This window comes from Halobacillus salinus, from assembly GCF_004684905.1.
GTDB classification, from domain to species: domain Bacteria; phylum Bacillota; class Bacilli; order Bacillales; family Halobacillaceae; genus Halobacillus; species Halobacillus salinus.
Genome location: NZ_SRJC01000001.1, coordinates 441,035 through 452,853, shown reverse-complemented (window position 1 = coordinate 452,853; position 11,819 = coordinate 441,035). Strand labels below are relative to the sequence as shown.

The 11,819-nt window shown below is 43.7% G+C and carries 16 protein-coding genes; 8 read left to right on the top strand and 8 right to left on the bottom strand.

Features of this window, described 5'->3' with window-relative positions; all coding sequences use genetic code 11:
* Positions 1-20: 20 nt before the first annotated feature.
* The 4 genes from E4663_RS02620 to E4663_RS02605 all read right to left on the bottom strand — a co-directional run bounded on the left by E4663_RS02620 (position 21) and on the right by E4663_RS02605 (position 2,763).
* Positions 21-692, bottom strand: a complete 672-nt coding sequence (locus E4663_RS02620) for an SOS response-associated peptidase (protein ID WP_079479276.1) — start codon at positions 690-692, stop codon at positions 21-23.
* A gap of 285 nt (positions 693-977) precedes the next feature.
* The gene (locus E4663_RS02615) at positions 978-1,349 is read right to left on the bottom strand and encodes a DnaJ family domain-containing protein (RefSeq protein WP_079479275.1); all 372 of its coding nucleotides are present in this window, start codon (positions 1,347-1,349) and stop codon (positions 978-980) included.
* A 36-nt stretch (positions 1,350-1,385) separates the two neighbouring features.
* Complete coding sequence (locus tag E4663_RS02610) at positions 1,386-2,027, bottom strand: MOSC domain-containing protein (protein WP_135326595.1); 642 nt, start codon at positions 2,025-2,027, stop codon at positions 1,386-1,388.
* Positions 2,017-2,763, bottom strand: coding sequence for a YkgJ family cysteine cluster protein (locus E4663_RS02605; protein WP_135326594.1), 747 nt, complete (start codon positions 2,761-2,763; stop codon positions 2,017-2,019). Before E4663_RS02605 ends, E4663_RS02610 begins: the two co-directional genes overlap by 11 nt.
* Positions 2,764-2,926: 163 nt before the next feature.
* Between E4663_RS02605 and mreBH the strand changes: the two genes are divergently transcribed.
* On the top strand, positions 2,927-3,934 hold the full coding sequence (mreBH, locus tag E4663_RS02600; RefSeq protein ID WP_079479272.1) for a rod-share determining protein MreBH: 1,008 nt from the start codon (positions 2,927-2,929) through the stop codon (positions 3,932-3,934).
* A gap of 25 nt (positions 3,935-3,959) precedes the next feature.
* Here mreBH and E4663_RS02595 read toward each other — a convergent pair whose 3' ends face one another.
* From E4663_RS02595 to E4663_RS02585, 3 genes are read right to left on the bottom strand one after another with little or no spacing between them, the layout of a single operon-like run.
* The gene (locus tag E4663_RS02595) at positions 3,960-4,445 is read right to left on the bottom strand and encodes a DMT family transporter (protein WP_135326593.1); all 486 of its coding nucleotides are present in this window, start codon (positions 4,443-4,445) and stop codon (positions 3,960-3,962) included.
* A gap of 13 nt (positions 4,446-4,458) precedes the next feature.
* Positions 4,459-5,148: a Crp/Fnr family transcriptional regulator gene (locus E4663_RS02590; protein ID WP_079479270.1), complete on the bottom strand. Its 690-nt coding sequence runs from the start codon at positions 5,146-5,148 to the stop codon at positions 4,459-4,461.
* Between the two features lie 13 nt (positions 5,149-5,161).
* Positions 5,162-5,587, bottom strand: a complete 426-nt coding sequence (locus E4663_RS02585; RefSeq protein WP_135326592.1) for a DMT family transporter — start codon at positions 5,585-5,587, stop codon at positions 5,162-5,164.
* 245 nt (positions 5,588-5,832) lie between these two features.
* Here E4663_RS02585 and E4663_RS02580 point away from each other — a divergent pair, with 245 nt between their 5' ends.
* Genes E4663_RS02580 through E4663_RS02570 form a run of 3 tightly spaced genes read left to right on the top strand, consistent with a single transcriptional unit; the run spans position 5,833 to position 7,485 of the window.
* Complete coding sequence (locus E4663_RS02580) at positions 5,833-6,138, top strand: hypothetical protein (protein WP_079479268.1); 306 nt, start codon at positions 5,833-5,835, stop codon at positions 6,136-6,138.
* A 26-nt stretch (positions 6,139-6,164) separates the two neighbouring features.
* Complete coding sequence (locus E4663_RS02575; RefSeq protein WP_079479267.1) at positions 6,165-6,551, top strand: DUF1428 family protein; 387 nt, start codon at positions 6,165-6,167, stop codon at positions 6,549-6,551.
* A 13-nt stretch (positions 6,552-6,564) separates the two neighbouring features.
* Positions 6,565-7,485, top strand: coding sequence for a ketopantoate reductase family protein (locus E4663_RS02570; protein WP_079479266.1), 921 nt, complete (start codon positions 6,565-6,567; stop codon positions 7,483-7,485).
* A 517-nt stretch (positions 7,486-8,002) separates the two neighbouring features.
* On the opposite strand, the gene E4663_RS02565 is transcribed toward E4663_RS02570, so the two are convergent.
* Positions 8,003-8,593, bottom strand: a complete 591-nt coding sequence (locus E4663_RS02565) for a M15 family metallopeptidase (protein WP_421803608.1) — start codon at positions 8,591-8,593, stop codon at positions 8,003-8,005.
* Between the two features lie 148 nt (positions 8,594-8,741).
* Between E4663_RS02565 and E4663_RS02560 the strand changes: the two genes are divergently transcribed.
* The 4 genes from E4663_RS02560 to E4663_RS02545 all read left to right on the top strand — a co-directional run bounded on the left by E4663_RS02560 (position 8,742) and on the right by E4663_RS02545 (position 11,602).
* Complete coding sequence (locus E4663_RS02560) at positions 8,742-9,476, top strand: hypothetical protein (protein WP_338323609.1); 735 nt, start codon at positions 8,742-8,744, stop codon at positions 9,474-9,476.
* Between the two features lie 115 nt (positions 9,477-9,591).
* The gene (locus E4663_RS02555; RefSeq protein WP_135326591.1) at positions 9,592-10,224 is read left to right on the top strand and encodes a hypothetical protein; all 633 of its coding nucleotides are present in this window, start codon (positions 9,592-9,594) and stop codon (positions 10,222-10,224) included.
* Positions 10,225-10,411: 187 nt separating this feature from the next.
* A complete protein-coding gene (locus E4663_RS02550; RefSeq protein ID WP_079479264.1) occupies positions 10,412-10,594 on the top strand; it encodes a hypothetical protein in 183 nt (60 codons plus the stop codon).
* 12 nt (positions 10,595-10,606) lie between these two features.
* Positions 10,607-11,602 carry an acrylyl-CoA reductase family protein gene (locus tag E4663_RS02545; protein ID WP_135326590.1) on the top strand — a complete coding sequence of 332 codons (996 nt, stop codon included), beginning with the start codon at positions 10,607-10,609 and terminating at the stop codon, positions 11,600-11,602.
* Positions 11,603-11,819: the final 217 nt, after the last annotated feature.

Sequence of the window (11,819 nt, the reverse complement as noted above, 5' to 3'; positions counted from 1 at the left end):
ATGATAATGTTCAGCAGTGTTTATTCTTCAACCAGCGGTTCGATACAAGCTGGCCCTTCATTTTTTGCTGCATTCACATACGTACTTACAGAGTAGGCATCCAAGTCTTCCATCGTCAATTGTTCCACAAATTGATGAGCATGATCACTACTCCACTTTACAGGTTCAATCCATTGTTCCTGCTGTTCTTTCGGGAGGATGACGGGCATCCGGTGGTGAACTTGTTGCATGAACTCGTTTGCCTCTTGAGTCAAAATTGTACAAGTGAACCGCTCTTCGTCTTCTGTCTTCCAATGATCCCAAAGCCCAGCGAAAGCAAACAAACTCCGATTTTCAGGAAAAATGCGTACAGGCTGTTTTCCACTCTCCGTTTTCTTCCATTCATAAAAACTGTCGGCTATAATCAAACATCGCTTCTCTGCCATTAGTCTCTTGAAACTCGGTTTTTCATGAGCAGTTTCGCTGCGAGCGTTAATCATTTTATAACCGATTTGAGGATCTTTTGCCCAGGATGGCACCAGTCCCCAATACATCATTCCAGCGCGCTTCCCCTCTCTAGTCTGAATGACTGCCAGAACTTTCTGACCGGGTGCTATATTATAACGAGGCTCATACTCATGAACGAGTTTCTCAATACCGAACTCTTCCATTATTGCTTGTTCGTCCGCTGTTAACGTGTATCTTCCACACATATACCCTGCCTCCCTTTGTCACTTGAGAATATATCCTGAAATAAATCTTTACTATAATTCTTCTATTTGTAAAAAGGAGGAAGTCTACGAGACATCATCCTTAGTACTATCGGCACATTTACGTCTACTTTTATCTCATCAAGATATTTTCCGGCCATTAATAAACCTTACACCATGGTTCAAAGCTACACCGCCAGTTACAAGCAACCGTTTTCATCATTATTCACAGAAAAAGGCGCTTTTAACCTCTATCCTAAAAGCACCCTTTTCAAACGTATTGTAAATTTATATACCGAAGCGACGATTTATTTTCCCTCCGTATTGTCTGAACGCGCTGGACTGGGATATCTTCCTTTTTTCCATCAGCATGTCGAAGCGAATTTTCTTCTCAGTCAATTGCCTTCTGTATGCTTCTTTTTGTTCAGGGTCTTGAATCGTGTGAACTAGTTCCTCTATCTCTACGATTTCTTTTTTAAGCTGCATCTCTTCTGGTAACATATTCGCATTCTTCAAAATCCGATAGCTGTTACGCAATTCATCAGGTACATATCCGAGTTCATCTTTGGGTAACGGTCTTCCTTTGCCAGGCAAATGATCGAAATCACCGTCTCTGATAGACTGTTTGATCTTCTCTTCAATAATATGTTCGAAACTCATAAGCTTCGCTCCCTATCCCAGAATAACCCATGCTCTTCAGGGTTCAAGACGTTTACTCAACGATTGGCGCAGACTACTTGCAAGGGGCTCTAACGCAAGTACCTTTTCTAACCTCGCTTGGTTCTTCCTGTCGTGATAGCGGATTTCATTTACTTCCGCTACGGTCACCTCAGCCGGATGACGTTCAACTAGATGCATCTCGTCTCCGGGAGCTACGTACCCCTCACGAACTACTCTCAAATAGAAGCCAGTGTATCCTTCTTTTGTCACTCGGGCAGGAAAGTCATCGATCCCGTGAGTTCTAGCTATAATGTAGCACGGCTTCCTAGGTTCTGAGATTTGCAGGAGCGCTTCCCCTAATTGAAAGATATCCCCTATGCAAACATCCTCTTCTTCTATCCCTTCCACTGTTAAGTTCTCACCAAAAGATGGGAAAGAAAATGACTGGTCATACTCCTTTTCCCAGTGGCGATAATGTTGAGCAGGATAAAGACAAACAGCCTTATCCTGCCCGCCGTGGTTCTTTTTGTCTGCCTGCTCATCCCCTTGGAAATTCGTCTTGGTCAAAAACGTGGGCTCATTTACTGGGGTCTTTCGGTAAGCGCTGTTCAATTCTCCTTTATCAGTCTGATAAACTTCAGGTCTGCCGACATTAAGTGACAGAAGCTTATACTTCATGAAGGGTCCCCTCTCTCCATTGGTTGATCCATGCAGGCAAATAGTCATAACTCCACGCATCACTAGGATAATCCACCATAACTTCTTCTCCATTTTCGTAGAGAACTTGAATCAGCTCATTAATAGCACCAAAGTAAAAGGTGTAAAGAAATTCGTAACTAAAGGGTTCTTTAGGCATATGCTGTTCTGCACAAACGCTGGGATTGCTGTAGTTCAAGTAAGTCCGACAAGGAATCGGTCGAACTTCATAAGCCATGCATAACTGTGTTTCCGGGTCCAGCATCGGACAAGGCAAATTCAACTTCTTATATTCCAGCTTGGTTTCTGGATCTTCAGAATCCATTGCCATCCCTTTGGCAAGCTTCTCTTTATGTTGTAGGAAATAATTCTCCCAATGAGCGAAAATCGATTCTTTCCTGCCCTCATCAAACTGCTCGATGGAACGGAACATCATCTTAGCTTCCATACGGCTGATAATGATCGGGAAATAGCAGCAAAAAGCACACCCCATGAAACAATTCGGCCGCATATCTGCAAAAGATTCCATTCTTTCGATTTCATGGTCCACTTCGCTTAAAAGGCGCTGAAACCCTGCCAGGACGATATCCTCTGCCGGCTCTTCCCTGTCGAGTAGTTCGTCGACAATCCCGTCAAAGAACGATGGGTCGATGTCATAGTCTTGATTTATTTTTTCACATTTATCTAGAATTTCCTGATGCTTCAAAAAGCGATCCATTGAAAAGCTCCTTTGTCCTATCTTATCCTCTATTATACATACCCTTAGGTCTTCTTTCATAGTCTGTCTAAAAACCACTAATTTCCTATTGTGAAACCCCCAGAAACCTTCTATCATAGGAGAAGTTCTATAAAAGAATATAGCATCTATGGAGGTACGTCTCATGTTTTCAAGTGCAGAAATTGGTATCGACCTTGGTACTGCCAATATATTAATCTATTCTAAATCAAAAGGTATTTTATTAAATGAACCATCTGTTGTCGCTTATAACACAGAAACCAAAAGTGTCGTTGCTGTAGGTAAAGAAGCTAAAGAAATGGTCGGTAAGACCCCGAGAAATGTCATTCCAGTCCGCCCATTGAGAGATGGGGTTATTGCAGATTATGATATGACCGCTCAATTGCTGAAGGAATTGATGAAGAAAGTTGCCAAGAAGTCCGGAATTTCGATGCGCAAGCCAAGTGTTGTCGTGTGTATCCCGTCAGGTTCCACTTCCGTAGAACAGCGTGCTATTCACAATGCCGTCAAAAGTTATGGTGCAAAAGATGTCCAATTGATTGAAGAGCCTATTGCTGCTGCGATCGGAGCTGATCTTCCTGTTGACGAACCAGTCGCTAACGTAATCGTGGATATCGGTGGCGGTACGAGTGAAGTGGCAATCATTTCATTCGGTGGCGTCGTTTCCTGTAAATCAATTCGAGCTGGCGGGGATGTAATGGATGAGGAAATCGTCAAGTATGTCCGAAAAGCTTATAACGTATTGATCGGAGAACGGACAGCGGAACAAATCAAGATGGAAATCGGGTACGCTCTGATTGATCACCCTGAAGAACGAATGGAAGTAAGAGGACGCGATATGGTTAACGGTCTTCCGAAAACGATTGAACTGACGTCTACAGAGATTCAATCTGCGTTACGAGAAACACTTGAACAGTTATTAGAAACCGTTCGTGCGACACTCGAAGATTGTCCACCAGAATTGAGCGGAGATATCGTCGATCATGGTGTCATCTTAACAGGGGGCGGCTCTCTGCTTAAGGGAATGCAAGACTGGCTGTCTAAAGAAATCTACGTTCCTGTACATATGGCACCGAATCCACTCGAATCGGTTGCTATTGGAACAGGACGATCCCTATCTATGATGAAAAAGCTTCAAAAGGCAATGAAGTAAAGACAAACAGTACAAAAGGACGCTCTCACGTGTAGAGCGTCTTTTTTTTGTCTCTTTCTTTTCGTTCCAACAGTCGAAGTTTCCCGCCTAGCTTGAAGATAAGGACCCCAGCGACTAACAGACCAAGACCGATTCCTTTTTGAATAGTAAAGTCCATTTCTTCAAAACCGAAGAGACCGAATGTGTTGACGCTAGACGCCATCGCTAACTGGGAGACCATGACAATACTGACAGCATAAGCAGGACCTAATTCCTGCATACCGCGCATTAGCCCATACACGATTCCGACACCGAATACTCCTCCCAACAGATAAATGGGATTTATTCCTCCTAAATCTAAAAGGTTAGCATCATCCATGATAAAGAATACTGGAATAGACACCATTAACCCTATACCGAGTACTATGGTTGTTGTAGCCCATGATCCTCCTTTTTCACTGATACGGGTGTTGAACACATTCTGCATGCTGATCAAAACGCCAGCCACAATAGCTAATGTTATGCCGAACATATAACTTGCCCCCTCATTCGTAAATATTTCCTTTCGCTTTTTCACGCAATAATTGTAAATCGATGATCTTGATCGAGCCCCTCTTCCGCTCGATGATCCCTTGTCGATGGAAGCTTTGAAGGATGCGATTCAAGTGCCGGTAACTCGTTCCCATCACATCGGCGAATTCCTGTAAATTGGATGTTCTCATTTCTTCATGGAACATCGACCCTTTACCGTCATCTGAAATGGACAAGAGATAACTCGCTAAACGGACGTCCACGGGATACAACATGTTCAAAGTGGAAGCATGGGATTCTGTATAGAACTTATGGCTGATCACATCTAGAAGAAAATGAAGGAACTTCGTATTTTCATGCTCTAGCTTATACAAGTCATCAAAAGAAACGCCAACCATGTATCCGTCCGTAACAGCCTCTACTGTATGGAAAACTTCTGTGTTTTGGATGTACTCGACATCTCCGATGATCGCCATCGGTGTTTTGAACCTCATAATCAAACCCTTTCCTTCTTGGGAAACAGTATGGATCTTGATTTTACCGCTCAGCAGGAAATACATGTGATCGAGTTCATCGCCTTTGACACAAAGTATATCGTCCTTCTCGATTTCATAATATTTCATTCGATTCAAAGTGTCCGTAGTGAACACGTCACTTAGACCATAAGATTCAATCCCTACTGGACTGTTCTGTATTTCTTTCATTTGTTTTCCTTCCTTACCATTTAAAAATAATGACCCCCGCTACAATCATGACAAGGCCAAAGATTTGATGGGGTTCGATCCTGTTCTTTCTCTCACCGAACCATCCCCTCCATTCTACTAGAAAAGCAGCGCCTAACTGTGCTACTAATAATATGGAGATGGCTGGAGCTGGTCCGAGTTGCTGTATGGCAGTCAGTTCTGAGAAAACGACAGGAACGCCGAAAGCTCCTCCTACAAAATAGAATGGCGGGACGCGCTTGATTCCGAGTATATCCCCGTCTCTCTTCTTCCAATAGACAAGGGCAGATAGAGTGAAAGCGACGGCATGAACAACAACAGTAGTATGCCACCCACTCAACTCAGCTCCCATTTTCGAGTTGAATATCCCCTGCAGCGTTATGCATAGCCCTGCAAGGATTGAAAAAAGTACACCTTTCATTGATAAGTTCTCCTTTGAAATTTCTCTCCTCATTAAACCTCATATCTATATAGGAGAAAAGGACAAATGTCCGAAACAAGCAAGGAATTCCCAAAAGGAATTAAGCCGATTATGTCGAATGAAATCTATTAAGTAGGGAATACCCCTTACTAGGTAGCATTTTGTTAAAATGTAAGAAGACGCTGGATCCGAAACGTGTGGAAGACCGTTGCAGCGAACTCAAGGAATAACAAGGAGTATCTAATATGAAGTTTTCAACGATTTTGAAGTGGATCACAGGAATATGTGAAGCTTTACTAGCCATCCCTTTCGCGGGCGGCTTGTTCGTGCTCACCAGTGGTTGGGGACCACTCTTATTCATGTTTATCATTCATGCTGTCACCTTGGTATTGTCTATTCGGGATAACCGAACGTTCGGGGGCAGTATCCTCGGATTGATTACCAGTGTATTAGCAGTCATCCCTGTCATCGGATGGGCACTACACACGGTAACCGCGATTGTACTTCTCATAGACGGCGGAAGATCCACCCGCGCTGATAAAGCGGTGTAAATTATTCAACACAGGGGGAAGGAATTATGTTTACTGTCGTTTGTTTCTTTCGAGTCAAAGATAACAAACTGGATTCATTCTTGAAAATGGCGAGACAGTCCGGTGAGATCCTAGAGTCTCACGGGACACTCCACCACCATATGTTTTTCTCACACGAAACAACTGGCCGCCAAGGGTCGATGGGAATGTTAAATCTCATTGAACTGGACGACAATGAAGAACTTCTTATGGGACAGACGATATTCAAGAGTGAAGAACATTATCATGAGGTAATGGCTTCTATCGGTTTCAACGATATTATCCACTATCTGAACGATCATATTAAAGATATTGTCGAAATGAATAAAGTCGTCACCTCGACTTTCAATACAGAAGGTCCAAGAAAATCCAAATCGACCGGACAAATCAATTAAGGAGGCATCATCAATGAAAATTGTAGTCTTAGGTGCAGGAGCACTCGGAGCATATTTCGGAGCACGTTGGCAACAGGCGGGACATGACGTAGTCAACTTGGTACGAGACGGCCGTGCAGAGCAATTGGAAAAAAACGGCCTCAAGCTACATAGTACAAATGGTGACTATACGATCGAGCAGCCCTCCATTGCGACAAGCCCGGAGCAGATTGAGGCTCCCGACCTAGTGTTTCTTGCAGTCAAGGGGTACCACCTCCACGGGACACTAGATTGGCTGAAAGCCCTTGTCCAAAAAGGGGCTAAGGTATTCCCAGTCTTGAACGGCATGGAGCACATTCCCATTCTCCAAAAAGAACTAGGAGAAGAAGCAGTACTCGGAGGGTTATCTTACATTATCGCAACACTGGATCGTGAAGGACACGTTGTGCACACTAGTGAATTTCATGACCTTGTCTTCGGTCCCCTTCATCCATCTCAGCAAGGGATCTGCGAAGAATTAGCCCTCGCTTGCAACCAAGCGAATGTAAACGGAACATTAAGCCCGAACATTCTACAAGACATGTGGAAAAAGTATATGTTCATCACAGCATTCTCCGGTATTACAACAGCTGTTAATCAGCCGATCGGTGTTGTAAAGAGCTACCCGCAAACTTTCCGAATTGCCGAGCGTGTTCTTGAGGAGATGAAATCCCTTGCTGCTGCCCATAAGATAGATCTGACAGATGATCACGTCCAGCAAGGTTTCGAGCGTTTGCGAGGATTCGATCACGACATGACATCGTCGATGCACCAAGACCGCAGGAAAGGACTCCCCCTCGAAGTGGAACACCTTCACGGTGGTGCGCTACGGCTTGGAAGCGAAGTGAACCTCTCCATGCCATATACAGAAGCAATCTACGGCATGATCAAACCATACGAAGCCTACGAAAATTAATTGATTCTAAAAGGAGAAGCATATGCTTCTCCTTTTTTTAGGTTGTTAAACAAGAATTTCGCACTTTGAGAGTGCGGTTTATTCAACCTGTTGAGAAAGTATTATCGGTTATCCCATATGTAGAAAAACGGCGTTGGAGATACTGTCCGTTTTCCGGCTCAACAGGGTACCTTAGTCATTCGATGTCGCCACGTAATGTGGTGGTGATTTTAACTTGAACCACTCCTACTCTAATACCATGAATAGGAGGTAATATGGTTCGCATTTGAGATATTAGCAACGAATGAAAGGTTTTGTTCGCAGAGACTTTGGAAAAGTGGTCTGGAAAACATCGAGACTCCTGTGGGATGAACGGGATAGTCGAGATCCCACAGAGAGCGAAGCGAGCGAGGAAGCTCGACACACGCCCACGGAAAGCGAGTTGTTTTCCAGACCACGACACACACTATATTTGTAACAAAACCAAACTCTACACTTATTCAAAAACCTGAATAAACCGCACTCCATCGAGTACGGTTTATTCTTCAGCATATTCATCTATTTCCGGTCGTTCGCCACGTTTCAAATCACGTATAGTCAAGCCGAAATCCATTTGAAGGTGGGGGTAATCTTTGAAACTGACCCAATCTCCACCCCATTCAAACCCCATGTCCTTTGCGATCGCTACAACTTCCATCCAATCGGATTTACCATTGCCATTACCGTCTCGCTCTGTGTCCCAGACGACGTCTCCTTTAGATGTACGCAAGGCAAAATCGATCGCCAACCCGTAATTATGGTAAGACTCTCCCGCCTTTGCGTTTGTAACAACCCTGCCATCGGTCGAGCGGCCACGCTCATAAAGCTCATTCTGCCGTTCTTCTGTCCGATGTCCTTCTGTAATCACGACATCGATTCCTTTCTTCTCTGCACGCGTAACAAGGTCATCTCTATACTTTTCTACAAGCGGATGTAGCATAGTCGGTAATGGTTCTTCTTTTCCGCTTTGTGAATTGGATTGAAGTAGAAACGATGGGTTTGGATCGGCTTTCGGAAACATAAACAATACAAGCATTGCAACAAAAATGAAAAACAAGGCAAATGCAACAATATTGGAGAGAATCCTCACTTGCACAATCCTTTCTCTGAAGTAGTCATCTTACTTACTAGAATACCATATGAGAAGATTGATAGAAATTGTTGTGATGCAAACACGAGTACTATAAAATGTAAAATATAGTCTATCGACAAAATTCACGTTTAATAGAGGTGTAAGTATGAAATCCGTTTATATCCTACTATCCAACACTGGCTCGTTGCCAACCCGCGCCATTAAAGCGGTCACCTCAGCCCCGTACAATCACTCCTCTATATCGTTAGACAAAGATATGAAACGGATTTACAGTTTCGGGCGCAGAAAGCCGACTAATCCGTTTTGGGGTGGGTTTGTCGAAGAGGATTTTGTTCAGGGTACATTCAGCTGGTACCCTTACAGTACATGTGCGGTTTACGAATTAAAGGTATCTCGCCGCACTTATCAAAAGCTTGAGAGAATCATTCAAGCTTTTATCCGCAATCATAAAACGTATTTCTACAACTACATCGGCTTGCTCGGGGTACCCGTGAACCAGCCGATAGATGTACCGGCCAGCTACTTCTGTTCGCAGTTTGTATCAGAGACACTCCGTCGTGCCGGCGTCACGTTATTTGAGAAATCCAGCGCTCTCGTTACCCCTGATGACTATAGAATGCACGAAGATTTGACCCTGATCTATGAAGGCCCATTATATGAATATCCTTTCCTACACTCATACGCTTGGTACCACCCGAAGAAATATCGTTCCTTTCCATTCCGGAAATACATGAAGCAACAGGTCAAATCGGAAGTATTAGGTATTTATGAAGAAGAAGGACGCACGTATCAATTCCGGGACGGTTTCATAAAGCCTAAGAAGATCCTCATTTCCCGAAAATGGAACAACTTGAAGCGTCTCTTATCGATACATAGCTAAGCAAGACCAGTGATAATTACAGCACAAATCTACTAACTGGTTAACGGACCCCTTTCATTCACATTTCTCCCTAATGGTATAATAGAACAAGTTTACGAGAATAGGAGTGCACAATGTGAAACGCTTTAGAAAGAAACCTACTCAAACAACATATGAAATCTTCATGATTGTGCTTGCCGGACTGTCTGTTGCAACAATTTGGAAAAAGACGGGTTATGACAGCTACATCGTTTGGGGCACTTGGTCGATCTTCTTTATCGACTTTATATATCGATTAATGAAAAGCGAAAGCAAGTGGGAATTCATTAAAAAGAACCCCTTCATTGTCATAGCTGCCATCCCTCTAGATGCTGTCTTTCAATTTGCCAGATTCGCACGTGTCCTTCACCTGCTAAGGCTGAAGTCGATGACGAAGTATTACACGATGCCGTTCATCAGGTTCTTGAAACGCCAGCACTTGCTTCTCGTTGCTGGTATAACATTCGGTCTCGTCTTTCTATTAATTATTCCGTTGCATATGCTTGAGGAAGGATTGCCTACTTACTCAGACGCTTGGATGAGCGCTCTTCTCTCCCTCACCTTCTTCGGTCGAACAGGTTTTGAGCCTGAAACAGCTGGAGGGCAAGTAATCATAGTCGTCTTTACTATCCTCGGCGTTATCCTCCACGGCTTGGTAATCAGTACAGCCGTAGACTACTTTCTACACACTCCCATCGCCAAAAAGATGAAACAACTCTTCGGTCGCTGACCTCTTTTTTTACGAAAAGGATCAGCGACTTTTCTATTTCGAGATAAAATAGCTTCACTATCTTAAACCTTAAATGTCCTCCACTTTATATGGACATTTTTTTATTTAAGGAAAGCATTCCACAAGTTTAAAAATGGATAATAAAAGGAATAACCACCTTGTAAGTCATTCGAATGGAGGTGCTGATGTGAGCGGAGAGTCCAAAAGAAGACACGATGAAGATTTTGAGAAGAAGCGCGAGGAAGATTCGTTGACGGACCGCATTCCTGATGAAGAGATGAGGAAAGAAAAGAAAGAAGAAAAAGAAGGCACCCACTCCAAGAACGACTCCATGACCGAACAGAAATACGACGAAGATCTACGTCCATAACGAGGTGTTAAGATGACAACCTTTCAAGCTTATCGAATCCATAAGAATGAAGATGGTGTGGAAGGTCAGATTGAAGAGCTATCTTTGAAAGACCTTCCCAAAAGCGATGTCTTAATAGAAGTGCATTATTCAAGCGTCAATTATAAAGACGGCATTATTGGTCAGCCCGATAACAATATGGTAAGGGAATACCCGATCATACCGGGTATCGATCTTGCAGGCGTCGTCGTTAAGTCCCAGGACAAAAGGTTTCAAAAAGGCGATCGTGTCATTGCCACCAGTTACGAAATCGGCGTCAATCACTATGGTGGGTTCAGTCAATATGCGAGTATTCCAGCAGATTGGGTGGTACCGTTGCCCGATGGCCTGACATTGGAAGAGTCCATGATATACGGAACAGCTGGCTTCACTGCAGGATTATCTATTCATCGCTTGGAGCAAAACGGTCTCACTGCAGATCAAGGTCCCGTCCTAGTAACAGGGGCTTCAGGAGGTGTCGGAAGTATGGCAGTTGCCATGCTTGCGAAACGTGGATACAACGTAGAAGCTAGCACAGGCAGTAAAGAACACACCGAATACCTGAAGCGTCTTGGCGCAGAAAAGGTCATTTCGAGAGAAGAAGTCTCAGGAGAACAACTCAAACCTCTCCGTTCTGAACGTTGGGCCGCTGCAGTAGACCCTGTAGGCGGAGAACAGCTCGCCTCGGTTTTAAGTCAACTGGAATACAACGGCGGGGCTGCAGTGAGTGGTTTGACTGGAGGAACTAATATTCCGACACAAGTTTATCCTTTCATTCTTAGAGGAATCAGCCTGATCGGAATAGATTCCGTGAACTTACCGATGGAAACACGCAAGAAAGTATGGCACCGACTAGCAAATGATTTGAAGACAAAAGAGTTTTTCGACGATATGAAAGTCGTCATATCCTTAGAAGACGTTCCCCATCGTCTGGAACAAATTCTTGCCGGGGAGACACGCGGAAGAACGATTGTTAAATTTGATAGGTAGTTTTAGACCAAGACAAGCACTTGACTTCTGAATGTGTATGATGTATTATAATCAATTAGTGCCTTTGATAAGGTAATCGGAAAAAGAAAAGAGTGATTGTATGAGACTGGCATTCTGCTACGTTTTGATACAACTTAATCACACTGGATCAGCTTCGGAGCTGTAAGGATGCAATAGAGGTAGGGATTGCGTCGTTTAAGTTGATAAAACTACCATG